The sequence below is a fragment of the Nocardia tenerifensis NBRC 101015 genome, from assembly GCF_000308715.1.
Classification (GTDB): Bacteria; Actinomycetota; Actinomycetes; order Mycobacteriales; family Mycobacteriaceae; genus Nocardia; species Nocardia tenerifensis.
The window spans coordinates 1-24063 of sequence record NZ_BAGH01000131.1; the positions used below are offsets into that span (position 1 = coordinate 1).

Consider the following 24063-nt stretch of genomic DNA (forward strand, 5'->3'; position numbering starts at 1 on the left):
TCGGCGGGCACGGTGCCGTGCGCGACGACCGCGGAGGGCGCGGCTCGCAGGCCCCGGCGGCGGCGCACGCCGAAGCGCTCGATCGAGCCGAGGTCGGCGGTGACCACCAGGGCGTCGCAGTCGAACGCGCGACCGTCCGCGGTGCGCACCCGCTCGGCGCGCCGGCCCGCGTAGTCCACCGTGGTCACCTCGGTGCCCAGTTCGAGCGTGCCGCCCGCCGCCGTGAACGCCTCGGCGAGCGCCGCCGCGATGGCCCGCATCCCGCCCTCGGGGAAGTAGACGCCGAGCGAGGTGTCCATGTGCGGGATCGCACCGTACACCGCGAGCGCCTCGGCGGGCGGCATGCCCGCGTAGAGCGCCTGGAAGGTGAACAGCCGCGCCAGTCGTGGATCGCGCAGGGTTCGGCCGACCTTCCGGCCCAGTCTGCCGAAGCCGCCCAGCCGCACCAAAGACGCCAGCGCCCTGCGCTTTTCGGGTGTCGCGACCATGTCCAGCGGCGAGTCGAAGTCGGCGTCCATGAACTCGGTGAACTCGGCCGCGTAGATCTGGGCCAGCCACTCCCGCAGCCGCCGGTAGCGGCGCGCTTCGGCCGGGCCGCAGACCGCCGCGACCTCCTCGGCCATGGCGTCGGGGTCGGCGAAGACCCGCAGCGTCGCGCCGTCGGCGAATTTAGCGTGGTAACTGGGGGCGAGGGGGTGGATGCGCAGCGGGGGCGTGCAGGTCTCCGGCGTCCGCCCGACCGCGGCCAGCGCATCGGTGATCAGCTCGGGCAGCGTCAATACCGTTGCGCCGGAATCGATCTCATAATCCGGGCCGACATAGCGCCCGACCCGCCCGCCCGGATGGTCGGCGCGCTCGAGCAGGGTGACCTCGCGTCCGGCGCCGGTGAGATACAGCGCCGCAGCGAGCCCCGACAGCCCCGCACCCACCACCACGACCCGATTCGCCGGTCCGGCAACGGTTTTCCGCGCGGTCACGCGGCGCGCCTGGTCGCCGCCAGGGCCATGGCGCGCAGCCGTTCCTTCGCCGACGTCGTCGCCGTGCTGTTCTCGATGGCGGCCAGCCCGGCCTCGGTGAGCTCGGCGATGCGGCGCTCGACCTCGTCCACGGCGCCCAGCTCGGTGATGACGTCGCGCAGCCGCGCCACCTCGTCCGCGTCGAGCTCGGTGCCGATGCTGGTGCGCAGCAGCTTCGCCGCGGCCGGGTCGGCCTCGTCGGCTCGTGCCAGCGCCTCGGCGAGCAGGACGGTGCGCTTGCCCTCGCGCAGGTCGTCGCCGGACGGCTTACCGGTGACGGCCGGGTCGCCGAACACGCCGAGCAGGTCGTCGCGCAGCTGGAAGGCGATGCCGATGTCGGTGCCGAAGAGGCGGTAGGCGTCCACCAGGCCCTGGTCGGCGTCGGCGATGGCCGCGCCCAGGTGCAGCGGGCGTTCGACGGTGTACGCGGCGGTCTTGTACCGGTTGATCCGCAGCGCGGCCTCGACCGACTCGTCGGCGCCCGCCTCGCCGTGGATGTCGAGCAGCTGGCCGCCGAGCACCTCGGTGCGCATGCTCGCCCACACCGGCGCGAACCGGGCGATGGCCGCCGGGTCGAGACCCGAGGCGTGCACCATGTCGTCGGCCCAGGCCAGCGCCAGGTCCCCGACCAGGATCGCGACGCTCGCGCCGAAGTGCGCCGAGTCCCCGGCCCAGCCGCGGTCGCGGTGGCGCTGCTCGAAGTCGACGTGCACGGTCGGGAAGCGGCGGCGGGTGCGCGAGGAGTCGATGATGTCGTCGTGGATCAGCGCGCACGCCTGTACCAGCTCGAGCGCGGAGCACGCGGTGAGCACCGCGTCGGCCGCCGGGCCGTCGGCGTCGCCGCCCGCGCCGAGCCAGCCGGTCCACGCGAACGCGGGCCTGGTGCGCTTGCCGCCGCGCAGCACGAACAGCTCGAGCTCGTCCGCGGCCTCGACGAACACGGGGCCCAGCTCCTCGACCATGCCGCGCCGGGTGGTGAAGAACCTGGTCAGCGCGCCTTCCACGGCGGTGACGAAGGCGGGCGTCCCCGGCTGCGGCACGATGAGCTCGGCGGCCGAGGTGCGATGAGGCGTCTGGATACCGGGTCCGGCGGACAGGGGAGCCTCCAAGGTACGGGTGGTCGGCGCGTGGCGCCGGGGTTTCGTCCGAAGAATACGCGTACTCGTCGGTATGACCCGTGGGGCCTGGCATCGGTCACCACTACACTGAACCGGTGACTTTCGACAATGCGGGGGGACGCTCGACCCCAGGCCGTCCGCCCCGGACGCGTCCGAACGTCTCTGCCACAGCTTCGGTTGTCCAGAGTCTGCGGACCCATTCGACGGCCGCGGTGCCGTTCTCGGTCGAGTTCAATCCGCCGCGCGACGCCGCCGCCGAGGCGCGGCTGTGGCGCGCGGTGCGCCAGTTCGAGCGGATGCATCCCGCGTTCGTGTCGATGACCTACGGGGCGGGCGGGTCCACCCGCGACCGCACCGTCCGGGTCACCGGCGAGCTGGCGCAGGAGACCACCCTGCTGCCGGTGGCGCACCTGACCGCCGTGGAGCACAGCCTGTCCGAGTTGCGTTCGCTGGTCGGCTCTTACGCCGACTCGGGCATCCGCAACATCCTGGTGCTGCGCGGCGACCCGCCCGGTGATCCGCTCGGCGAGTGGCAGCAGCATCCGGAGGGCGTCGCCTACGCCGAGGAACTGGTGCGCATCGTGCGCGATCTCGGCGACTTCCACGTCGGCGTCGCGTCGTTCCCGCAGGGCCACCACCGCTCGCCGGACCTGGACTCCGACACCGCCTTCCTGGCCGCGAAACTGCGTGCGGGCGCGGAGTATTCGATCACCCAGATGTTCTTCGACGTGGAGCACTACCTGCGGTTGCGCGACCGGATCGCCAAGTTCGACCCGATCGAGGGCGCCAAGCCGATCATCCCCGAGCTGATGCCCATCACCTCGCTGCGCACCGTGGCCAGGGCCGAGGAACTGTGCGGCCGCGCGCTGCCCGCCTCCGTGCTCGAGCGGCTGAACAAGGCCGCGGGCGACACACCGGAGGACAATCAGGCCGCGGTGCGCGAGGTCGGCATCGAGATCGCCACCGAGATGGCCCAGCGCCTCATCGATGAGGGCGCCCCGTGCCTGCACTTCATCACGCTGAACTTCGCCAAGGCGACGACCGAGGTGCTCACCAACCTCGGCTACGGGGTCACCGCCGCGCCGATCAGCGCCTGAACCCGCGGGTTACCAACCCGGGGTTCCGGCGAGGGGGACGTTGATGTAGCTGGGCTCGGCCGGATCTAGTTGCAGGTGTTGGGGTTTGAGCCCGGTGGCGTCGAGCAGGGGACGGATGGGCAGGCCCTTCGGGTAGTTGCTCGCGAAGATGTCGACCCGAAGTCGGTGTCCCGGTTGCAGTATCGCGTCGGTGGAGGCGAGGCCGAGGTCGAGTGGGGTCGGCCGGCCGGGGACGACGGGTTCTCGGGCGGCGAGGGACATCACCGGGAACGGATCGGTGTATGCGCCGTCGGCGGAGCGGCGGCTCTGGGCGTCGTCTACGGCGCGCATGGACGACATCAGTTGGCCGGTGGTGAGCGTTGTCGAATGGCCATCGGGCGCAATATCGTTCAGCGTCGCGGTCCAATACCCGTCGGTGGCGTCGTGAACTGTGTTGAGGTGCAGCGCGATCGGACCGGAGATCGGCGTCGGCTCGGCTACGGGCGGGCTGGTGAAGGTCAGGCCGCTGAGCTCCTGCACCCTGGCGTCCTTCCCGCAGCCGGAGAAGAGCAGGACGCCCGCGGTGCCCTGGACGGCGTCGGAGGAGCAGAGACTGGCGAGTCCGGGGGCGACCGTGAGCCGGGTCTCCTCGGAAGTCGGTGCCGCCGTGAGGGTTCCGTCATGCACGCTGGTGTTCGTCGTCCCGCTCGCGGCCGCCGACAGATACAGCCGCCGGTGGCTCGCCTCGGGCCGGGGGAACTGCTCGCCGGTGGTCCAGCCGCCGCCCTGCTGCCACATCGTCACGGGTCCGTAGCCGTCGATTCCGTTGTCGATGCCCTTGAGCCACTTGTCGAACCACGCGCGCTGCAGCACGTCGATGCGCGGCGGCTCGCCGCCGCGCCCGCGCATGTCGAAGCCGGTGCTGACGTGGTAGCCGTTGCCCATGATCAGTTGCTTCTGTCCGGGCGGCAGCGGAATGTCTTGGTAGATACGGGGTTCGCCGTTGGCGAAGTTGTCGTGCCAGCCGCCGATCACCATGGTCGGCACGGTGATCCGCTCCGGATGCCCGAGCCAGGCCTGCCGCAGCGGGCTGTCCGGGTCGAGCACCCGCTCCAGCTGCGGCGGCACGGCGTCGAACGAGTCGGTGGTCAGCGTCTGCAGGCCGACGTCGAGGAACGACATCGGACTGGCCAATCGATCGGCGAGCCACTGGGTGTCGAATCGGCCCTGCACCACCGACAGCAGATCGGGCAGCAGCTTGGCCGTGTTCACCAACAGCAGGTAGGGCAGCAGGATGCCGATGGCCGCGCCGCCGGGCGCGATCATGTCGCGCACCAGATCGTTGCCGGGCACCACCGGAACGATGGCTTTCAGTGCGGGCGGCCGCTTCTCGGCGGCCTGGACCTGATTGATGGCGGAGTAGGACGCGCCGGTCATTCCGATACTGCCGTCCGACCACGGCTGCGCCGCCGCCCAGGCGATGACCTCCGGGGTGTCCTGCTGGTCGCGCGGCCCCCACGGCTCCCAGATCCCTTGGGAGAAGCCGGTTCCGCGCACGTCCACGACGACCTGGGTGTAGCCGCTGCGAATCAGGTTGGGGTCCACCGCGAAAGCGCGCCCGAACCCGCCGCCCGCCACCCTGGTCGCGTCGGTGAGCGCCTCCAGCGGCGTGCCGGGCAGCTCGAAGTCGCGCAGGAAACCGACGATCGCGTCGGAGAGCACCGGGACCGACAGCGCCGTCTGCGCGATCATCGACAGCAGCTTGGTGTAGGGCGTGAGGTTCACGATCGTCGGCAGTGGCGCGGCGATCGGCCCGTTCGCGTCCGCGGGACGGTACACATTGGCCTTTAGGACGGTGCCGTCGCTCATGGTGATCGGCACGTCCCAGTCGATGTGCATCGACGAGTAGAGCTGCGGTCCGTCGTGCAGCGCGGTCCACGCCGCCATACCCTCGGGCGCGGCGCGAGTCCCCGGCGCCACCAAAACCTGCGAAAACGTAAGCAGCGCAAGCAATCCGACGGAGACTCTGAGCCACCGGCGCGCTGGAGCGATTCTCATCGACATCCGCCTCTCCTGGTCGGCCAGAAATATACATGCACGACTGTATGTTTAAGGCCGATCGGGCGAAGTATGGCGCTGTGCCCAAGAAAGCCGTGTCGACCTGGGCATCCTGCCCAATGTCTCGCGCGGCGAACGGTATTGATCGAATCGCAGGTGCGGTATCGCAGGCACCACGCAGCCCAGGAGCGCGTGGCTGCGGTGGGAGATCGCCCGCCGTCATCGCCGAGCCGCGGCGGCGGGTGCTGTATTCTTTCCGAATTGCATCTTCCGGAAAGTTCGGCATTGTGGCATCGGCCGGGAGTTGAGAATTCCGGGCGATATCCGCTGCAGGTTGCGTGAATTCAATCATCGCCCAATCGATTACTCCTGGAGATTGTCGATTACGGGCCGATCTCTGTTTATCGTGAAAACATGACATTGGAAATACCGCCGCCATTGCGGTGCCGGCTCGACAACGCGCTCGCTCGCCCCGCTCTGCAACAGCCGACCTGGCCCGAGGAGCAGGCCGCCGCCATGCGCGAGGTGCTCGAGCGCGTGCCGCCGATCTGCCTGCCCGCCGAGATCGAGAGTCTGCACCGCGATCTCGCCGAGGTGGCCCGCGGCAAGGCCTTCCTGCTCCAGGGCGGTGACTGCGCCGAGACCTTCGCCGACAACACCGAGGCGCATATTCGCGGCAATATCCGGACCCTGCTACAGATGGCTGTCGTGCTGACCTACGGCGCGAGCCTGCCGGTGGTAAAGGTCGCCCGGATAGCGGGGCAGTACGCCAAGCCGCGTTCGTCGGATACCGACGCGCTCGGCCTGCGGTCCTATCGCGGCGACATGATCAACTCGCTGTCCGCCGATCCCGTTGCGCGCGAACACGATCCGGCCCGGCTGATGCACGCTTACGCGAACGCGAGCTCGGCGATGAACCTGGTGCGCGCGCTCACCAGCGCGGGGGCGGCGGATCTGCACCGGGTGCACGACTGGAACCGAGCGTTCGTCGCCGCCTCGCCCGCCGGTGCGCGGTACGAGGTGATGGCCGACGAGATCGATCGCAGCCTCGCCTTCATGAACGCCTGTCGCGTAACGGATTCGCACCTGCGCGACGCCGAGATCTACGCCAGCCACGAGGCCCTCGTTCTCGACTACGAACGAGCGATGCTCCGGTCGTCCGAGGACGAGGACGGCCGTCCGACGCTGTACGACCTTTCCGCGCATTTCCTGTGGATCGGCGAGCGCACGCGTCAGCTGGACGGTGCGCATATCGCGTTCGCCGAATTGCTGAGCAATCCGATCGGGCTCAAAATAGGCCCGTCCACCACTCCCGAAATGGCCGTCGAATACGTCGAGCGCCTCGACCCGGACAATAATCCCGGACGGCTGACCCTGGTGACGCGCATGGGTAATACCAAGGTCCGCGACGTGCTGCCGCCGATCATCGAAAAGGTCGACGCGACCGGCCGCCGGGTGATCTGGCAATGCGACCCCATGCACGGAAATACCCACGAGGCGTCCACCGGCTACAAGACCCGGCATTTCGACCGGATCGTGGACGAGGTGCGCGGTTTCTTCGAGGTCCACCACGCGCTCGGCACCCATCCCGGCGGCATTCACGTGGAGTTGACGGGGGAGGACGTCACCGAGTGCCTCGGCGGCGCGCAGGATATCTCGGACCTCGATCTGCGGGGACGGTACGAGACGGCCTGCGATCCGCGCCTGAACACCCAGCAGTCGCTGGAACTGGCGTTCCTCATCGCGGAGATGCTGCGCTGACCTCCAGGCCTGGCCGCGCTGGACTGGCTCACCGGGAACGCCGAGGCGATCCGATAGAGCAGCTCCATTCGGTCATCGCTCGACGGGTTCGTGGTAGTTCGGGATGGATAGTGCGGCGAGCTCGTCGCTCGAAATGATCTCGGCCAGGTTCCGGAACGGCAGGCCACGCGTGCGCCGGTCGACCTCCCGAACCATCAGGTCCACGACGCCTTTTCGGTCGCCGAGCACGATGTTCGTGGTGTGCGGACGCCGCTGTTCCTCGTAGCCGCGCAGCGCCTGCACCACCGACGCCGCTGTCGCCAGGTGGGTGGCGAGGGATCGGGCGTCGAGAATGGCCTGGCCCCCGCCGTTGGAGCCGAGCGGGACCATGGGGTGGGCGGCGTCCCCCAGCAGCGTGATCCGCCCCCGGCTCCAGCGGTCGAGCGGATCGCGGTCCATCATCGGCATCGAGAGCACCGGTCCGTGCGCGCAGCGGAGCAACTCGGGCACATCGAGCCAGTCGAACCGCCAGTCCGCGAACCGCTCCGCGAAATCGGCGACCCGGCCGGTGCCGGTGGCGCCGGTCGGGTCGGCCATCGGCGTATCCACCTCGACCACCCAATTGACGAGGTTGTTGCCGCGTCGATCGATATCGCGCCGAATCGGGTAGACCACGAGCTTGCCCTCGGCGGGCAATCCGGCGCGGACCATGCTCGCCCCCGAGAGGAAGTCGGGAAACACGCTCGTCCCACGCCACATGTTCGTGCCCGAATACCGCAGCGGCGGACCGGCCGGATACAGCGACCGGTATACGACGGAGTGGATCCCGTCGCACCCCACCACGGCCGAGCCGTACACGGCGGTGCCCGCCGCGCTTCGGGTGAACGAAGCCCAGGCCCGGCCGCCACCTTGGCCCACCCCCAGACATCGCCACCCGGTGCGCACGTGATCGGCGCCGATCCGCCGCTGCACGGCGTCGAGCAGTACCGCGTGCAGATCGGCCCGGTGAATGGACAACTGAGGGAAGGCCTGACCGCCGTACCGGCCCGCCGGAGATCGGTAGATCTCCTGGCCGTGGCGGTTGTAGAAGACGAACTCGCGCGTCACGACCGCCCGGGACTCGAGCGCGTCGAGCAGTCCGAGATCGGCGAGGATCTCAGTGGCGTAGGGCTGGATATTGATCCCCATCCCCAGCGGTTCGATCTTCGGCGCCGCTTCGAACACCCGGCACGGCACGCCGTTGGCGTGCAATGCGAGAGCCAGTACCAGGCCGCCGATTCCGGCCCCGACAATGATCACGTCTTCGGTGTGCCACGGGTTCGGCACGAGCTCGTCCATCACGACTCCTGGCTGGACGGCTGCTCAGAACTCGACGGGGTGGGCGGGAAGTTTGCCCTCCGCATAGAGCTCCGGCAGTCCCGGGGTCAAGGTCTCGATCACCAGCAACATGGCCCGCTTGGGCGCGTACCCCTTGTGCCGGATGTCGGCGGGCATGGCCGCGACGTCGCCGGGGCGCATCACCACCCGGCCAACCGGCGCGCCGGTGTCCTTATCCGCTATGTCCCAATGGATTTCGTCGGTGAGTTGGATGAACCACTCCGGGCGGTCGTTGCCGTGGGTGATGCGCAGGCGGTCCTCCTCACTCGACATGCAGGTGATGCTGTCCTTGGTGACCGAGACGACCGACGGGATCCAGCTGACATCGGACCGCGCGATGTGATCGAACGCGTTGATGGCGTGCAGCCGGCCCTCGAAGCCGGGTTCCGGACTGATCTCCGGCCGGTCGAGGTACATGTCCGCGAACGCCCGGTTGACGTGCTGTCCGGCCTCTTCGCTGCGCGCCGGGACATCGCCCGCCAGGCCGAGCATCCGCTTGGGGATGGGGGTGAACCCGCGGCTCAGCGACGCGGTCGCGGGCGCGCCCTTCGGGCCGAACGGTGACCCGGCGTCGGCCGAGTCCGCCATCGGGTCGTATCCGGCGCTGATCCAGTCGGTGGCGATGGCGTGGAAGAGCGCGTGCATATCCTCGGCGGTGTGGTACTCCGAGTGCGCCGCGCCCGCCGCGCGATGGGCCGGACTGTATGTGCCGGCGAACAATTCGATTTTCCCGTAGTGGTTGACGGTCCCGAAGACATCGTCGAAGAACACCCAGCCGAAGAAGAAATCCTGACCCATCGTGCGGACCAGCACGTGCAGGAACTGCCCGACCTCCATGAGGTGCGAGCCGGTCGGCCAGGTGATGCGGGCGAAGTACTCGTCCCTGGTGAACTGGAAGGAGCCCAGATCGAAACGGCGGTAGCCGAATTCGTTGGGCGTGCTGGTCGGTGTGGTGGTCGACACGGTCTCGGTCATGGGTCGAATTCCTTTGGTAGGTAAGGGTGTTGCTGGGTCGGCTACGCGGTCTGGCATATCTCGGACCACCGTTCGCGGGTGAGTTCGCCCGCCGTGGTCTGCAGCAGGACCAGGGCCACCGGGTCCGCCGATATGCGGTAGGCGGCGCCTGCCGGCAGCAGCACGAGGTGTCCACGCCGGGCCCGGACCATGCCCATGCGCGGGCCCGCCGGGTCGGTCCGCAGGTGCACGGCGCCGAGGTGATCCGGCGCGGGCCGCGCGGCGGCGTCGAGCTGGACGAACACGACCTTGATCTCGCCGTCCATGACGAGCGCGAACTCGTCGTGGGCCGCGGCGAACCACGGGCCGATTCCGGCGACCTTCATCACCTCGGTGACGTATTCCATGCTCTTGGTGACGGCGACGCGCTCGAACGGGGCTGCGCGATTTCCGACCTCGTACACATTGGAGAAGGCGTATCGCTTCGGATCGTCGCCGAAGAGCTCCGCGGCGCCTTTGCGATAGTCGGCGAGGGTAGCGGTGCGGGTATGGTAAGGCATGATGCTCCATTTCGTTGATATGAATTCCGGTGAACGAACCGGGGCGGATCAGCTGACGAGGCGATCGCGGTCCCCGATCAATCCCCTTCTGGTGTCGTACTCGAGCTTGCAGAGAGACCGATATGCTCGCAGGGCGACGTCGGCCGGCCGGTCGGCGCCGGATTGGTCGCTGAATATCTCCAGCGACAACGGACCGGCGTACCCGTTCCGCATCGGAAAGGTCAAAAAGCCCCGCAGGTCGAAGGACCCCTCGCCGGGCAGGCAGCGATGCTTCCTGCTCCATTGGAGGACATCGCAGGACAGGTACGGTGCGTCCGCGACCTGGATGAGGAATATCCGCTCGGCCGGGATGTCTGCCAGCCGGGCGGGATCGTCGCCGAGTGCCAGAGTGTGAAATGTGTCCAGTACCAAACCGAAATTAGGCCGGTCGACCCCGTCGACGATGCGCCACGCGTCGCGATATCGCCGGGAGAATTTCCCCCACGCCAGCGACTCGTAGCCGATTTTCAACCCGGCATCGGCGGCCAGGTCCGCCAGAATTCGGAGATCCGCCACCAGGACGTCGGCGTCGCCGACGGCGTCGTCGGCGACCGTGCCGCACACCAGCAACATCTCGGCGCCGAGCGCGCGGGTGGTCCGCAGCGCCACCCTCGCCCGCTCGAGATGGTGGTCGAACTCGTCGCGTGGTCGGCCCTCGAAGTCTCGAAAAGGCTGGAAGACAATGATTTTCAAGCCGTAGGAGTCTGCCAGACGCCCGGCCTCCTGCGCCGTGCCCTCGAATCCGGCCAGATCGGCCTGCGCCAACTCCACGTGCCGAAAACCGGCTGCGGCAATCGCGTCGAACTTCTCCGTAAGGGTGCCGTTCAGCGTCATGGTGGCGATGGATAAAGGGGTGCGGTCATATGTGAAATTTTGCGGTAATGCAAGTATTTCTTCGCTCAGTGGACCGTGCTGTCCGGTCGAATCATGTGCTGTGTCGGCACATGCGGTATGGACTGTCATTGGCTCGGACATTTTTCCTCCGGACGGTACGGACGACGCTGTACCGCTTCCGATTGTGTGAGAACGACGTCATCCCCCGATTTCGCCCACCGTCGATTCATCGCGAATGACGGTGACTTCCAATGTAGCCCAGTACATGCGGCGATTCATTCGACGTCATGCCCCCTAAAATGGGGTAATTCGTTGCCCGCACGCCGCGAAAATGTCGTTCTTCGGTTCGGATTCACTCGCCGACACAACTTTGGAATGATACGTATCGATCGAATTCGTGTGATGACATCGCCGCGGCGCGGAGGTGTTTCCAGTGGACTATGGCGTACCGGTGAAAAGTGGCCAACGGCTGCGGCCGGGACTATGGTTGAAGACGGCACTCGGCGGCGTCTTATTCGACGTTGTCACACGATCGCCAGGGGGTTGGCGCGGTGAGTGGTCCACGCACGGGTGGATTCGTTCGCCGAAGGAAGTGACACGAATCTGCAGATGGCCGAATTGTCCGATTATCGAACTGGATAAATGCGCGCTCCGACTATTGAAATACCGGCGAGTCGCTCCATGCGCTTCGTCGAGGGGAAAGAACTATGACGATGAATCCGGCGGAGGCGCCCCTCCGAATTCTGCTCGCGGACCCCGATCCCATCTCCCGGCATGTGCTGTCCGGGCTACTGGATCTGACCGGCGAGGTGGATCTGCGATGCTCGCTCGACAGCCGCACGCCCGCCCGGGAGTGGCCGGTGCACGGCATCGATGTGGCGGTGCTCTGCATCGACGCCGACGAGGACCTGTATCCCCAGGTCGCGGCGTTGGCAGGCAAAGGCATTCGCGTGATCGTCCTCGGCGCTCACTGGAACCGTGCGCGGCTCGACGCCGCCTTCGGGTTCGGCGCGATGGGGTGTCTGATCAAGACGCCGGACCCGGCCAACCTCATACTCGGGGTGCGGGCGGTCTCCGGCGATCATTGCGTGCTCTCGCCCGAACTGCTCGGTATGTATGTCGCGCCGCGCGGCAGCCGGGCGAAGACGGATTTGTCACTGCAGGAGCGGGCACTCGACTCGTTGACCAAGCGTGAGCGCGAAGTCCTCGACCTGATCGCGAACGGGGCGTCCACCGAGGACGTCGCCGCCCGGCTCACGGTCTCGGTGTCCACCGTGAAGAGTCATGTCTCGCGCGCACTCGGCAAACTGGACGTGCGCAACAGGCTCGAGGCTGTCCTGCTGATGCAGCACGCGGCGAAGAGCACGCGTGCTAGTCACGGACCGGCGCGAGTGCCCCAACGGTAGCGGCCCTGGCCCGGTTCGGTGCCAACCGGGCGAACACCGCCCACAGTCCCAAGCCGAGAGCCGTTGCGGCGGCGCCGATTCCGCACACGAGCGGCCATCCTCCGGACTGGTACGCGAGCCCCGCGGTGACCGAACCGGTGACGCCGCCGAGGAAGTAGGTCACCATGTAGGCGGTGGTGAGCCTGCTACGGGCGGCCGGATCGAGCGCGTAGATCGCGCTCTGGTTGGACAACTGGATGCCCTGGATGCCGAAGTCGAACACCAGCAGCCCCGCGATCAGCGCGACCACAGTGTGCCCGCCCCACGCCAGCAGCGCCCAGCTGCCGAGAACCGCCACCCAGACCAGCGTCGTCACCTTGTGCAGGTGTCCGCGGTCGGCCAGCCGCCCCACCACGGGTGCGCCCAGTGCCCCGGCCACTCCGGCGAAGGCGAACAGGCCGATGGCGAACTCGGAGTAGTGGTACGAGCTCGGGGAGGCGCCGGCGAGCAGGAACGAGATAGCGGTCCACACGCCCGAAAAACAGGCCATACCAAGGAAACCCAGCGCCATCCGGTGGCGCAGCACCGGATGACGGCGAATCAGCGAGCCGATGGAGGCGAGCACCTGCGCGTAGCGTTCCCCCGGGGCCGCCCGCCCCGTCGCGGGTGTCAGCGCGTAGACGCTCGCCGACATCACCAGCTGGATGGCCGCGGCGACCAGCAGCACGGCATGCCAGCCGCCGACCTGGGCCACCGCGCCGGAGAGCACCCGCGACAGCAGAATGCCGAGCAGCAGCCCGCTCATCACGGTCCCGACGACCTCCCCGCGCCGTTCCGGAGCGGCCAGCGCCGAGGCCCACGGCACGACGATCTGGGCCGCCGACGCGGTGACGCCGGTGGCGAAGACCGCGACCAGCAGCACCGGGAAGTCGAACGCCGCCGCGGAAACGGCAAGGGCCGCAACCGAAGCCAGGAGCATTCCCGGCACCATCCTGCGGCGCTCCAGGAAGTCGCCCAGCGGCACGAGCAGCGCGAGACCACTCAGGTAGCCGATCTGCGCCGCGCTCACCAGTAGGGACGCGGACGCCGTCGAGATGCCGAAATCGCTCGCCACCTCGTGCAGCAGCGGTTGTAGATAGTAGAGGCAACCGACCGACGAGCCGGCGGTGAGGGCGAAGACGAGGACGGTCAGCCGAGACAGCGTGCCGTTGGTGGTGGGTGAGGTAGTCACATCACCCATCGTCCGACGCCGAGGTGATCTATGGAAGCGATGAATTCTGATACCGATATCTATGACATAGATGGCGGTTTAGGCTCGATGCCATGGAGATGCGCCAGATCGAGTGTTTCCTCGCCTGCCACGAACACCACTCGTTCACGGCCGCGGCCCGCGAGCTGAGCCTGGTCCAGTCCGCGGTCTCGACCAGCGTGGCGAAGCTCGAGCACGAACTCGGCGTCCGCCTGTTCGACCGGACACCGCGGGCCCTCGAGCTCACCGAGGCGGGCCGTGCCATCGTCGAGCCGGCCAGGTCGATCGTGCGCGCCCGGCGCGAGATCGTCGACGCGATCGACGCGACGCGGGGACAGGTCCGCGGCGAGGTGGTGATCGGCAACCTGATGAGCGTGTACAGCGTGGACCTCGCCGCGGTCATCGCCGACATGCACGAGCGCCACCCCGGCGTGACCGTGCAGATGCGGCAGAGCACCGCCGGAATCGCGGGCAATATCGCCGGGGTGCGCGACGGCACGCTGGATATCGCGCTGGTGGCGGGGATGGCTGAGGACCTGCGGGGCCTCACGCTGCACCCGATCAGCGAGGAAACGCTGGTGCTGTGCGTCGCTCCGGACCATCCGCTGGCACATCACCGATTCCACGCCGCCGACCTCACCGATGCCCGATTCATCGACTTTCCGCCGGGCTGGGGCATCCGGCGGATCGTCGACACCCGGTTCCCGCGACGGCGACCTGTGATCGAGGTGGCCGATCAGATCTTCGCGCTGGAATTGGTCGCCAAGAATTTCGGCGTCGCGGTGGTCCCGCGCTCGGTCGCCGAACGCGCGCCCGGCATCGTCTTCGCCGAGCACGCCGGCGAGTCGATCCCGTGGGTACTGTCCATCGGCTATGACACGCGGCGCACACCATCGAACGCCGCGCGAACCGTCATCGAAGTCCTGCGCGAGACCAACCGCCGGTGAGTCACGCCGTTCCGGCTTACGCCGCGCGGGCGGCGCGTAAGCCCCAGGCGTCGGCGAGCAGCCGGTGCGACTCCAGCCGGTCGGCGTGCCGGTGGGTGATGCTGGTGACGAGCAGCTCGTCGGCGCCGGTGACGCGTTGCAGTGCGGCCAGCCGTTCTACGACGGTGCTCGGCGCGCCGACGAATTGGGTCGCGAGGCGGTCGGCGACCAGCCGGTGCTGTTCGGGGGTCAGCGGGGTCGCGGTGTCCGGGTCGAGATAGTCCGCCGCGCCCGCGCCGGTGCGAATGCTGTGCACCCAGTGGCCGTAGGTGGCCGCGTGCCGCCGCGCGGTGGCGTCGTCCGCCGCGACGACCACGTCCGCCGACACCACCACATACGGCTCGGCCAGCACCTTGGAGGGGCGGAAGGCCGCCCGGTAGGCGTCGACCGCGTCCAGCGCGGTGCCCGGCGACACGTGATAGGCCGCCGCGAACGGCAACCCGAGCTGACCCGCCAGCACCGCGCTCTCCCCGCCGGAACTGCCGAACAGCCACAGCTCGACCTGTGCGCCCTCGCCCGGAACCGCGTGCAGCGCAACGCCGTTCTTGCTCACGAAGTGCCCGCCGAGCAGCGCCCGCACCTCGTCGACCTGTTCGGCGAAGTCCAGCGCCTGCGCGCCCTCCTGCTGCAGCGCGGCGGCCGAGGCGAGAAACTTGGACCGGTCGGCGACCCGGCCGGGATCGAACGGCGGCGGAACCACCACGCCGTCCCGGATCTCGGTCCGCCCGGTCGCCGTGTCGACCCGAGGGTGTCCGCCCTTGGGATGCGACGGCTCCGCGCCGTACTGACTGCGCCGGTGGCCGGACCGCCCGAGCCCGAGATCGAGCCGGCCGGGGTACAGCGCGTCGATGGTGCCGAAGGCCTCCACGATCGAGGCCGAGGTGTGGTGGCCGACCTGAACGGCCGCCGAGCCCACCCGGATTCGCGACGTGGCCGCCGCGACCAACCCGATCAGGGTGATCGAGGAGGAACTGGCCACCGAGACGAAGTGATGCTCGGCCAGCCAATACCGTTGGTAGCCCCACTGTTCCGCGTGCTGGGCGAGGTCGATGGTGTTGCGCAGGGCGTCCTGCGCGGTCGACCCGGCGCTGATCGGGGAGAGGTCGAGAATGGAGAGCGGGACCGTCATCAGTTCCTCCCTAGCCGTGGATGCTGCTCGCCCGCCTCGATCGCCACGCGCAGCCGGTTCTGCGCGGGCGCGAGCGGGCAGGTCGCGAAATCGGTGAAGGCGCACGGCAAGTTGGTCGCGCGGTTGAAGTCGAGGCGCACCGCGCCGTCCGCGTCCACCGCGCCGACCGCGAGCGCACGCGCCGCAGGGTAGGTGGTGATGCCGCTGGTCGCGTCGGTGAACAGCAGCCGCAGATCGCTCGGCTCGCCGAACGCGACGACCTGCTCGGTGGCCTCGCCGAGGGCGAATTCGATGGTGCCGGAGGCGATGTGGTGGTGCTCGAGCCCGTCGACCACGGCGCCGGTGGTGACCGTCTGCCGCTCGTCGAACGGCGTGAACCTGCCCTGCACCACCCAGCGCGGGTCGGGCGCGTAGCTGGGTATGCCGTCGAAGCTCGACAGACCCGGCGCGGCCGGATCGTGCACGCGCACCGCGTAGCGCCCGGTGCGCCGGATCACCTCGAGCACCCGATGTTCGTGCAGCACACTGAGTCCCGGCGCGCCCTCGGCCGGCGTGAGGATCCGCACGCCCGCGATGCCCGCGCCGTCGAACTCGAGCCGGTCGGCGGGCTGCGCGGTGATGAACACCTTGTCGTCGGTGACCCACCACGTGCCGGGCACCTCGGGGAGCCGCTCGGGTTGGTCGGTGAGCCAATGCAATCCGGTGAGGCTGAGGAAGCCGAGCGGGTCGCGCAGCTGGTCCTCCCTGGCGTGATGCCAGCGGGCCCACTCGGTCTCGAACTCGGTGCTGATGCTGGTCGTCATGACGCTCGTGCTCCTTCGTGGGCGGCGGTGTGGTGGTGGGGGTGGCGCAGGCCGAGATGCTCGCGCAGGGTCGTTCCGGTGTATTCGGTGCGAAAACTGCCGCGCTCCTGCAACTCCGGGACGACCCGCTCGACGAACTCGTCCAGCCCGGCCGGGGTGAGATGCGGGACGAGGATGAAACCGTCACTGGCGTCGGCCTGGACGTAGGTGTCGATCTGCTCGGCGACCGCGGCGGGCGTGCCGACGAACTGCTGGCGCGCGGTGACCTCGATGATCAGCTCACGGATGCTGAGGTTTTCGGCCTCGGCCCTGGCCCGCCACTCCTCGGCGACGGCCCTCGGGTCCTTGGCGTGACGCACGCGGCCGCGGGTGATGTTCACATTGTCGGTCGGGTCCACCTCGGGCAGCGGGCCGTCCGGGTCGTAGCCGGAAAGGTCACGGCCCCAGACCTGTTCGAGGAAGGCGATGGCGGTCTGCGGGCCGACCTGCTGGTAGCGGATGTGGCGGGCGCGGTCCTCGGCGTCGCGCGCGCTGTCGCCGAGCACGAACGTCGCGGCGGGCAGGATCTTCAGCTCGTCGGGAGACCGGCCGTACTTCGCCAGCCGGCCCTTGACGTCGGCGTAGAAGCGTTGCCCCGCTTCGAGTGTCCCGTGCCCGGTGAAGATGGCGTCCGCCGCGGCCGCGCCGAACTCGCGCCCGTCGTCGGAGTCGCCCGCCTGCAACAGCACCGGGTGGCCCTGCGGGCTCGGCGGCAGCACGAACCGTCCCGCGATGTCGAATTGCGCGCCGCGGTGCCGGATTTCGGGGATCTCGCGGGCGAACACCCCGGCGGACCGATCGACGACCAGCGTGTCGGCGGCCCAGCTGTCCCACAGCTTCCGGGTCGCCTCGACCACCTCGGCGGCGCGCCGGTAGCGGTCGGCGTGGTCGAGATAGCCGCCGCGGCGGAAGTTCTCGCCGGTGAACGCGTCGGAGGAGGTGACGACGTTCCAGGCCGCGCGTCCGCCGGAGAGGTGATCCAGCGAGGCGAACTGCTTGGCCAGCTCGAACGGTTCGTTGTAGGTGCTGTTGATGGTGCCCGCGAGGCCGAGCCGGTCGGTCACCCCCGCCAGCGCGTTGAGCACAGTGAAGGTGTCCGGCCGGCCGACCACGTCGAGATCGTGGATGCGCCCGAGGTGTTCGCGCAGCCGCAGGCCCTCGGCGAGGAAGAAGAAGTCGAACAGGCCGCGCTCGGCCGTCTTCGCCAGGTGCACGAACGAGTCGAAGTCGATCTGGCTCTTGGACGCCGGATCGGCCCAGACGGTGGTGTTGTTCACGCCGGGGAAGTGCGCGGCGAGATGGATCTGCTTGCGGGGTGTGCCGGTCACGACGGCGTGCCTTCCTGATTCGGGGTGCTGGCGGCGTAGCGGCTGGCGGGCCGCGGCAGACCGAGCCGGCCGCGCAATGTGTCGGCGGACACGGGTTCTCGGTCCAGGGCGGCGAGCCGGCCGACCGTCGCCGGGACCGCGAGCGGCCGCAGCACGACGCCGTCCGCCGCGCCGGAAGCCTCGACGGCTTCGAGCAATTCGCGCAGGGTGTCCGGTGTTCCGATGTGGCGCAGGCTGTCTCGGGTGTCGGTGAGCGCGGCCCACCGGTCGAGCTGAGCGACCTCGTCGCGCGCCGCCACCGGCGAATCGGCCAGGTGCACTTCGACCTCCAGCAGCACCCGCACGGCGTCCGGCTCGCGGCCTGCCGCGCATACCGCCGTCCGCAAGGCGGTACGCCGGTCCCGTGCCGCGTCCAGATCGCCTGCGGCGAAACGGATCAGGTCACCGCGGCGCACCGCGACCTCGGTGCTCGCCTCGTCCGACGCGCGCACCGCGACGATCGACTGTCCCTGCGGGGAACGCGGCGTGATCGAGGGACCCTTGACCGAGAAGTTGTCCCCGGCGAAGTCGATGTAGTGCAGCTTGTCCCGGTCGATGAAGCGGCCGGTGGGCACGTCGCGGATCTCCGCGTCGTCCTCCCAGCTGTCCCACAGCCGGGTGACCACCTCGATCGCCTCGTCGGCCTCGTGCCACAGCGAGCGCGCGTCCTGCTCGCCCTTGCGGCCGAACGCCCGCGCCTGCTCCACGCCCTCGGACACCGTGACCTCCCAGCCCGCCCGCCCGAGGGTCGCGAAATCGAGGCTCTGGACGGCCTTGGCGAGGTGGAACGGCTCGGTGTGCGTCACCGCGCCCTGCGGTAGCAGGCCGATGCGGCGGGTGGCCGCGGTCACCCGCGCGGCGATCGCCACCGCGTCGAGCCTGCCGCGCGCGACACCGGGCCCGCCGGGCTGCAACCCGAACGAGTCGGGCACGAATACCGCGTCCACACCGGCCTTTTCGGCCGCGGTGATCGCGTCGACCCAGTAGCCGCCGGTGAACAGATCCTCGGCCCGGGAATCCTCCCGTCGCCACGACGCCGGGTGGATCCCGGTCCCGGCGAGCTCGACCGCCAGGAAGAAGTCGGAGTCGGCCATCAGTGGATTTCCTTCCAATCGAGGCACTGCCGCGCCGCGGGGTGCATGCCCGCGGTGTCGGGCGCGAAGAAGAACGCGTGCTGCCACAGGTCCGTGGCGGCGGTGTGCGCGGGCAGCCTTGTGCGCCACCACCGTTTCGCCCGCGACGGCAGCGAGCCAGGGCGCTCCGGTCTGCTGCGGCAGTGGGCGGGCCGATCGGGGCGGACGAGTATCCGGCTGTGCCGATAGGTCGACTCCGACATCAGGATGGTCCTTTCGCGCCGGCGGGGGTGGGGATGGCCGAGAGCAGCTCGCGGGTGTACTCGTGCCGCGGATCGCCGAAAATGGCGGCGGTGGGCCCGGTTTCGACGATCCGGCCGTGTCGCATGACGGCGACGTGATCGCTGATCCGGCGGACCACCGCGAGGTCGTGGGAGATGAACAGGTAGCTCAGCGCCAGCTCGGCCTGTAACCGGTCGAGCAGCTCCAGGATCTGCGCCTGGACCGAGGCGTCGAGCGCGGAGACCGGCTCGTCCAGCACCAGCAGGTCCGGGTGCAGGGCCAGCGCGCGGGCGATGGCGACGCGCTGGCGTTGCCCGCCGGACAGTTCCGCGGGCCTGCGCTCGGCGAAGCGCTCCGGCAGCGCGACCTGCCCGAGCAATTCGGCGACCCTGGCCCGCCTGGCCGCGCGGTCGCCGACCCTGTACGCGCGCAACGGTTCCTCGATGATCGTGCCGACCCGCCAGCGGGGATCCAGTGAGGCGTAAGGGTTCTGGTACACCACCTGGAAGCGCCGGCGCAGCGCGCGCAGCCGGGCGCCGCGCACCTCGGTCAGCTCGTGCCCGTCGAAGGTGACCCGGCCGCCGTCGGGGTCGGTGAGCCGCAGCGCGATACGTGCCGTGGTCGACTTGCCCGAGCCGGATTCGCCGACGAGCGAGAGGGTTTCGCCGCGGTGCAGTTCGAAACCGACGCCGTCGACGGCGGTGACCGACCCGCCGGCCTGCGCGCGGAACCGCTTACGCACCTCGCGCAACGCGAGCAGTGGCGCGCCTTCGCGTGGTCTCGGCGTCCGGTAGTCTCCCGCCGGGGCCAGGCTCGGGGATGCGGCGAGCAGTCGTCTGGTGTACGGATGCCGCGGCGCGGCGAGCACCGCCGCGGTCGGCCCGGACTCGACGATCTCGCCGCCGTTCAGCACCACGATCCGGTCGGCGCGCTCGGCGGCCACCGCGAGATCGTGGGTGATCAGCAGCACCGCGGTGCCCTCGGCCGCGATCTGGGCCGCGAGCCGATCGAGCACCCGCCTGGCCACCGTGGCGTCCAGCGCGCTGGTCGGCTCGTCCGCGATCACCAGCTCCGGCCGCGCGGCCAGCGCGGAGGCGATGAGGACGCGCTGGCGCTGGCCGCCCGAGAGTTCGTGGGGATACTGCGCCGCCCGCAGTTCCGGTCGATCGAGCCCCGCGTCGTCCAGCAGTTCGAGGGCGCGCTCGCGCGCCGATCGCCGGTCCGCCAGCCGGTGCACGATCAGCGTCTCGGCCACCTGGTCGCCCACACGCCGAACCGGATTCAGCGACAGGCCGGGATCCTGCGGCACGAACCCGATCCGCGCGCCGCGCAGCCGCCGCAACGCCCGCTCCGATCGAGGGTCGATGACCTCGCCGTCGAAGTCGATGGTCCCGCCGGTGATCTCGGCATTGCTCCCGAGCAGGCCGATCACGGCCTGGGCGAGTGTGGACTTGCCGGAGCCGGATTCGCCGACGAGCGCGACCACTTCACCACGCGCCACCTCGAGCGAGACCCCGGTCAGCGCGGTGACGTCGCCGGAGTCCGACCGGTAGCGGACCCGCAGGTCGTCGATCCGCAGCAGCGAAACCGCCTCCGACGCGGTTCTTTCGGCGCTCGCACGCGGCGAGGAAACAATGGTCATGGCTGGTCGTTCCTTCCGACGGCGCGCCCGAGACGCTGGGCGGCCAGCACGACCGCGACGATGACCAGGCCGGGCAGGGTGGTCAACCACCACGCGGTGGCGAGGTAGTTGCGGCCCTCGGAGATCAGCGAACCCCACTCGGGCGTAGGCGGTTTCGCGCCGTAACCGAGGAAGCTCAGCGCCGACACGGAGAGCACCGCCATGCCGAACTCGACGGCGGCCAGCGCGAGCACCGGCTGGTACGAGTTGGGCAGCACGTGCCGCAGCAGCACCGTGTACCACCGCACCCCTGAGGCCCGCGCCGCCTCCACGTACGCCGCGTTGCGCACCCGCAGCACCTCCGAGCGCATCACCCTGGCGAAGTTGGCCACCAGCGAAACGCCCACGGCGATGGCCACATTGCGGGTGCCGAAGCCGAGCGCGGTGACGAGGGCCAGCGAGAGCAGCAGCGCGGGAATCGAGAGCAGCACGTCGACGCAGCGCATGACGACGGTGTCGACGAACCCGCCCGCCGCGCCGGACAGCAGACCCAGCAGCGAGCCGGCGACGAGCGCGATCCCCACCGCGGCGAGCGTCGCGGTGAGCGAGAGTCCCGCGCCGTGCACCATGCGCGTGTACAGGTCGCGCCCGAGATTGTCGGTGCCGAACCAGTGTTGGGCGCTGGGCCCGCGGAACTTCTGCGCCGGTACGCCGCTCAGCGGGTCACCACCGGCGAAGACCGAGGGGAACAGGGCCCACCCGACGGCCAGCGCCGCGACGACGCCGGACAGCAGCAGTACCGCGTTGTCGCGCAACCACTTCCAGCGCAGAGCCGGAACGCGCAGCCGGGTCAGCGTGCCGCGCCGCCCCTCCTCGATGACGTCAACCATGAATCGCCGCCCCTTCCGCGGCTCCGAACCGATCGTCGGCCGCCTCGTCCTTCGCCGCCCGGCGCGAGCGCGTGGCGATGCGCGGGTCGAGCAGCGGATACAGCAGGTCGACCGCGAGATTCACGGTGACGAAGACGACCGAGGTGAGCAGGACGATGCCCTGCACCACCGGAATGTCCTGGGCCAGTACGGCGGTCTGCGTGAGCCGCCCGACGCCCTGGCGGGCGAACACGGTCTCCACCACGACGGAACCGGCCAGCATGTTGCCGATCAGCACGCCCGCGATGGTGAAGGTCGGCACGCTGGCCGGGCGCAGAACGTGCTTGCGCTGCACCCACCAGCGGGAGCCGCCCTTCGCCAGCGCGACATCGACGTACGGCTGCCGCCACGTCGAGGCCAGCCCGGCGGTCAGCACCTGCGCGATCACCGCGCCGATGGGCAGCGCCAGGGTCAACGCGGGCAAGACGGTCCCGGCGAATCCGTGGCCGCCGAACGCGGGGGCCAGCCGCAACCGGAACGAGAACAGTTGCAGCAGTAGGAGTCCGGTCCAGAAGGTGGGCACCGAGACCCCCAGCGAGGGCAGCGCGGCGAGCGCGGAGCGCAGCCACGGCCGCCGGGAATAGGTCGACGCGAAGGCCAGCGCCACGCCGCCGAGTGCGGCGAAAAGCAGGGCGAGCCCGGTCAATTCGAGCGTCGCGGGCAGCGCGTCGCCGATGGCGCCGGTCACCGGCTGCCCCGTGGCGATCGAGTGCCCGAGGTCGCCGCGCACCGCGTGCCCGAGCGCGGTCCAATACTGCTCCCAGAGCGGACGATCCAGCCCGTAGCGGGCCTGCAGCTCGGCGATGGCGGCCTTGTCCACCGGCGTGCCCGTCCCGCCGCCGTCGGCCGCGATGGAGATCGGGTCGGCGGGCAGCAGGTAGAGCACGACGAAGGAGATGGTGAACGCCGCCCACAGCACCCAGATCGCCTGCAGGACCCGCAGAGCCAGATAGCGCGCCATGGTTACCGCCCGCTCAGCCAGGTGTCGAAGAACTGTAGTCGCGCCGAGGCCTCGAACTTCAGATCCTGGGCGGTGCCGCCCGCGCCGATCGCCTGGGACAGCTCCACCGTCGGCACCAGCAGCCCGGCGTCGAGCACCTGCTGCTGCGCGGTTTGGATGAGCCCGTTGCGCACCGCGGGGTCGACCGTGCTCAGCTGACCGTTCAGCGCGTCGTCGAGCGCCGGAATCGGCCCGCGCGCATTGAGATTGCGGCCGTCGAGGCCGAACGAGGTGCGCAGGATGTCGCCGTCGGCGCGGGTGGTGTTGCCGTAGCTGGCGTCGAAGTCCTTCGCGTTCTGCCGGGCCGTCGACTCCGCGGCCGAGACCAGGTCCAGCTTCAGCTCGACGCCGATCTGGCGCAGCTGCTGCTGGACGAGCTCGATGATCGCCTGGTTGCCGGCGAACACCTGACTGAACAAGACCGAGAAAGACAGCCGGACACCGTCTTTCGCGCGGATGCCGTCGCCGCCGGGTACCCAGCCCGCCTGGTCGAGGATGCCGCGCGCCTTCGCGGGGTCGTAGGCCAGCCGCGCCGAGAGATCCTGGTAGCCGGGCGTACTGCTGGCGAGCGGGCTGGTCGCGGGCTTGAACTGCGGCCCGAGCACGGTGTCCACCAGCTGTTTACGGTCGATCGCGGGCAACAGCGCCTGGCGCACCGCCGGATCGCGCAGCGGACCCCTGGTCACATTGGTCTGGAAGCCGAACGGCACACCGGGATTGGCGGTGCTCAGCACCCGCCCGCCCGCGGCCTCGATCTGCGGGGCGTCCTGGGGCAGCGCGTCGCTGATCGCGTCGAGCTGACCCGAGGCGAGACTGCCGGTGCGCACGCCGGATTCGGGCACCACCGTGAACTCGATCTTGTCGAGGTACGCCTCGCCGCGATGCGCGAACACCGCGGAGCCCCAGTGGTATCCGGCGCGCTTGGCGAGGGTCGCCGAGGCGTCCTGGCGGTAGGCGGCATAGGTGAACGGGCCGCTGGCGATGTTGTCGCCGAGGCAGCGCTGCTCGGCGGGCTTAGCGGTGGTGGCATCGGCCAGAATTCCGAGCTGGGTGGTCGAGGATGCCTGCAAGAACTGCGCATTGGGCTTGCTGAACTCGACCCGCGCGGTCAGCCGGTCCACGGCCGTCGTGCCCGCGTAGTTGGTGAGATAGCTCGACGCCAGTGGTGCTTTGGCGGAGCCGAGCTCGAGGATCGAGTCGAAGGTGTTGCGCACCGAGTCCGCGGTGAGCGCGGTGCCGTCGCTGAAGGTCACCCCGTCGGTGAGATGAAAGGTGAACACCTTCGCGTCGGGGGTCACCTCCCAGCTCTGCGCGAGCCACGGCTTCAACTCGCCGGTCTTCGGATCCTGATCGGTGAGCGAATCGACGATCTGCCGGGTGACATACAGCGTTTGGTTGGTGCCCGACTGCGCTGGATCCGAGCAGGTC

The 24063-nt window shown here is 69.5% G+C and carries 21 protein-coding genes; 4 read left to right on the forward strand and 17 right to left on the reverse strand.

The genetic code is table 11. The features are described from left to right. Together ON39_RS11095 and ON39_RS11100 are read right to left on the reverse strand one after the other, a co-directional pair. Positions 1-977: phytoene desaturase family protein (locus tag ON39_RS11095; RefSeq protein ID WP_040733417.1), on the reverse strand; the 977-nt coding region annotated here is incomplete at its 3' end. Beyond that, positions 974-2125: a polyprenyl synthetase family protein gene (locus ON39_RS11100; RefSeq protein ID WP_040733420.1), complete on the reverse strand. Its 1152-nt coding sequence runs from the start codon at positions 2123-2125 to the stop codon at positions 974-976. The genes ON39_RS11100 and ON39_RS11095, both read right to left, overlap by 4 nt. A 221-nt stretch (positions 2126-2346) precedes the next feature. On the opposite strand from ON39_RS11100, the gene ON39_RS11105 reads away from it, so the two are divergent. Continuing rightward, positions 2347-3231 carry a methylenetetrahydrofolate reductase gene (locus ON39_RS11105; protein ID WP_085998150.1) on the forward strand — a complete coding sequence of 295 codons (885 nt, stop codon included), beginning with the start codon at positions 2347-2349 and terminating at the stop codon, positions 3229-3231. A gap of 9 nt (positions 3232-3240) precedes the next feature. Here ON39_RS11105 and ON39_RS11110 read toward each other — a convergent pair whose 3' ends face one another. Then, on the reverse strand, positions 3241-5268 hold the full coding sequence (locus tag ON39_RS11110; protein WP_040733439.1) for a CocE/NonD family hydrolase: 2028 nt from the start codon (positions 5266-5268) through the stop codon (positions 3241-3243). Between the two features lie 414 nt (positions 5269-5682). Here ON39_RS11110 and ON39_RS11115 point away from each other — a divergent pair, with 414 nt between their 5' ends. After that, on the forward strand, positions 5683-7029 hold the full coding sequence (locus ON39_RS11115; protein WP_040733421.1) for a class II 3-deoxy-7-phosphoheptulonate synthase: 1347 nt from the start codon (positions 5683-5685) through the stop codon (positions 7027-7029). Between the two features lie 72 nt (positions 7030-7101). Here the strand turns inward: ON39_RS11115 and ON39_RS11120 are convergent, their stop codons facing one another. The 4 genes from ON39_RS11120 to ON39_RS11135 are packed head-to-tail and all read right to left on the reverse strand — an operon-like array spanning position 7102 to position 10772. Further along, a complete protein-coding gene (locus ON39_RS11120; RefSeq protein ID WP_040733422.1) occupies positions 7102-8346 on the reverse strand; it encodes an FAD-dependent monooxygenase in 1245 nt (414 codons plus the stop codon). 24 nt (positions 8347-8370) lie between these two features. After that, positions 8371-9360: a hypothetical protein gene (locus tag ON39_RS11125; protein ID WP_040733423.1), complete on the reverse strand. Its 990-nt coding sequence runs from the start codon at positions 9358-9360 to the stop codon at positions 8371-8373. Positions 9361-9401: 41 nt separating this feature from the next. Continuing rightward, complete coding sequence (locus ON39_RS11130; RefSeq protein WP_040733426.1) at positions 9402-9899, reverse strand: cupin domain-containing protein; 498 nt, start codon at positions 9897-9899, stop codon at positions 9402-9404. Between the two features lie 48 nt (positions 9900-9947). Then, complete coding sequence (locus ON39_RS11135; RefSeq protein WP_051186505.1) at positions 9948-10772, reverse strand: sugar phosphate isomerase/epimerase family protein; 825 nt, start codon at positions 10770-10772, stop codon at positions 9948-9950. Between the two features lie 707 nt (positions 10773-11479). On the opposite strand from ON39_RS11135, the gene ON39_RS45805 reads away from it, so the two are divergent. Beyond that, complete coding sequence (locus ON39_RS45805; protein ID WP_051186506.1) at positions 11480-12178, forward strand: response regulator transcription factor; 699 nt, start codon at positions 11480-11482, stop codon at positions 12176-12178. Here the strand turns inward: ON39_RS45805 and ON39_RS11145 are convergent. Then, complete coding sequence (locus ON39_RS11145; RefSeq protein WP_051186507.1) at positions 12144-13397, reverse strand: MFS transporter; 1254 nt, start codon at positions 13395-13397, stop codon at positions 12144-12146. The two genes, ON39_RS45805 and ON39_RS11145, sit on opposite strands and share 35 nt — an antisense overlap. Positions 13398-13480: 83 nt before the next feature. Between ON39_RS11145 and ON39_RS11150 the strand changes: the two genes are divergently transcribed. Next, positions 13481-14353, forward strand: a complete 873-nt coding sequence (locus ON39_RS11150) for a LysR family transcriptional regulator (protein WP_040733428.1) — start codon at positions 13481-13483, stop codon at positions 14351-14353. A 16-nt stretch (positions 14354-14369) separates the two neighbouring features. On the opposite strand, the gene ON39_RS11155 is transcribed toward ON39_RS11150, so the two are convergent. The 9 genes from ON39_RS11155 to ON39_RS11195 form a co-directional block, all read right to left on the reverse strand. Further along, on the reverse strand, positions 14370-15521 hold the full coding sequence (locus ON39_RS11155; RefSeq protein WP_040733430.1) for an LLM class flavin-dependent oxidoreductase: 1152 nt from the start codon (positions 15519-15521) through the stop codon (positions 14370-14372). Then, entirely contained in the window at positions 15521-16324 is an 804-nt protein-coding gene (locus ON39_RS11160; RefSeq protein ID WP_040733431.1) for a DUF1684 domain-containing protein, read from the reverse strand. Before ON39_RS11160 ends, ON39_RS11155 begins: the two co-directional genes overlap by 1 nt. Further along, the gene (locus tag ON39_RS11165) at positions 16321-17691 is read right to left on the reverse strand and encodes an NtaA/DmoA family FMN-dependent monooxygenase (RefSeq protein WP_040733434.1); all 1371 of its coding nucleotides are present in this window, start codon (positions 17689-17691) and stop codon (positions 16321-16323) included. The genes ON39_RS11160 and ON39_RS11165 overlap by 4 nt, the downstream gene beginning before the upstream one ends. After that, the gene (locus tag ON39_RS11170; protein ID WP_040733435.1) at positions 17688-18824 is read right to left on the reverse strand and encodes an LLM class flavin-dependent oxidoreductase; all 1137 of its coding nucleotides are present in this window, start codon (positions 18822-18824) and stop codon (positions 17688-17690) included. The genes ON39_RS11165 and ON39_RS11170 overlap by 4 nt, the downstream gene beginning before the upstream one ends. Next, complete coding sequence (locus ON39_RS11175) at positions 18824-19066, reverse strand: hypothetical protein (protein ID WP_040733436.1); 243 nt, start codon at positions 19064-19066, stop codon at positions 18824-18826. Before ON39_RS11175 ends, ON39_RS11170 begins: the two co-directional genes overlap by 1 nt. Continuing rightward, entirely contained in the window at positions 19066-20727 is a 1662-nt protein-coding gene (locus ON39_RS11180; protein ID WP_051186508.1) for a dipeptide ABC transporter ATP-binding protein, read from the reverse strand. The genes ON39_RS11175 and ON39_RS11180 overlap by 1 nt, the downstream gene beginning before the upstream one ends. Continuing rightward, complete coding sequence (locus tag ON39_RS11185; RefSeq protein ID WP_246002991.1) at positions 20724-21596, reverse strand: ABC transporter permease; 873 nt, start codon at positions 21594-21596, stop codon at positions 20724-20726. Before ON39_RS11185 ends, ON39_RS11180 begins: the two co-directional genes overlap by 4 nt. Then, the gene (locus ON39_RS11190; protein WP_051186509.1) at positions 21589-22596 is read right to left on the reverse strand and encodes an ABC transporter permease; all 1008 of its coding nucleotides are present in this window, start codon (positions 22594-22596) and stop codon (positions 21589-21591) included. Before ON39_RS11190 ends, ON39_RS11185 begins: the two co-directional genes overlap by 8 nt. 2 nt (positions 22597-22598) lie before the next feature. Further along, positions 22599-24063, reverse strand: a 1465-nt coding sequence (locus ON39_RS11195; protein ID WP_040733437.1) for an ABC transporter substrate-binding protein, incomplete at its 5' end; no start/stop codon positions are given.

What these genes read in the sequence shown, in the direction of transcription:
- ON39_RS11110 (WP_040733439.1), bottom strand. Translation starts at nt 5,268, where the DNA reads ATGAGAATCGCTCCAGCGCGCCGGTGGCTCAGAGTCTCCGTCGGATTG.
- ON39_RS11180 (WP_051186508.1), bottom strand. Translation starts at nt 20,727, where the DNA reads ATGACCATTGTTTCCTCGCCGCGTGCGAGCGCCGAAAGAACCGCGTCG.
- ON39_RS11175 (WP_040733436.1), bottom strand. Translation starts at nt 19,066, where the DNA reads ATGTCGGAGTCGACCTATCGGCACAGCCGGATACTCGTCCGCCCCGAT.
- ON39_RS11160 (WP_040733431.1), bottom strand. Translation starts at nt 16,324, where the DNA reads ATGACGACCAGCATCAGCACCGAGTTCGAGACCGAGTGGGCCCGCTGG.
- ON39_RS45805 (WP_051186506.1), top strand. Translation starts at nt 11,480, where the DNA reads ATGACGATGAATCCGGCGGAGGCGCCCCTCCGAATTCTGCTCGCGGAC.
- ON39_RS11185 (WP_246002991.1), bottom strand. Translation starts at nt 21,596, where the DNA reads ATGGTTGACGTCATCGAGGAGGGGCGGCGCGGCACGCTGACCCGGCTG.
- ON39_RS11190 (WP_051186509.1), bottom strand. Translation starts at nt 22,596, where the DNA reads ATGGCGCGCTATCTGGCTCTGCGGGTCCTGCAGGCGATCTGGGTGCTG.
- ON39_RS11120 (WP_040733422.1), bottom strand. Translation starts at nt 8,346, where the DNA reads ATGGACGAGCTCGTGCCGAACCCGTGGCACACCGAAGACGTGATCATT.
- ON39_RS11145 (WP_051186507.1), bottom strand. Translation starts at nt 13,397, where the DNA reads ATGGGTGATGTGACTACCTCACCCACCACCAACGGCACGCTGTCTCGG.
- ON39_RS11130 (WP_040733426.1), bottom strand. Translation starts at nt 9,899, where the DNA reads ATGCCTTACCATACCCGCACCGCTACCCTCGCCGACTATCGCAAAGGC.
- ON39_RS11150 (WP_040733428.1), top strand. Translation starts at nt 13,481, where the DNA reads ATGGAGATGCGCCAGATCGAGTGTTTCCTCGCCTGCCACGAACACCAC.
- ON39_RS11155 (WP_040733430.1), bottom strand. Translation starts at nt 15,521, where the DNA reads ATGACGGTCCCGCTCTCCATTCTCGACCTCTCCCCGATCAGCGCCGGG.
- ON39_RS11170 (WP_040733435.1), bottom strand. Translation starts at nt 18,824, where the DNA reads ATGGCCGACTCCGACTTCTTCCTGGCGGTCGAGCTCGCCGGGACCGGG.
- ON39_RS11115 (WP_040733421.1), top strand. Translation starts at nt 5,683, where the DNA reads ATGACATTGGAAATACCGCCGCCATTGCGGTGCCGGCTCGACAACGCG.
- ON39_RS11135 (WP_051186505.1), bottom strand. Translation starts at nt 10,772, where the DNA reads ATGACGCTGAACGGCACCCTTACGGAGAAGTTCGACGCGATTGCCGCA.
- ON39_RS11125 (WP_040733423.1), bottom strand. Translation starts at nt 9,360, where the DNA reads ATGACCGAGACCGTGTCGACCACCACACCGACCAGCACGCCCAACGAA.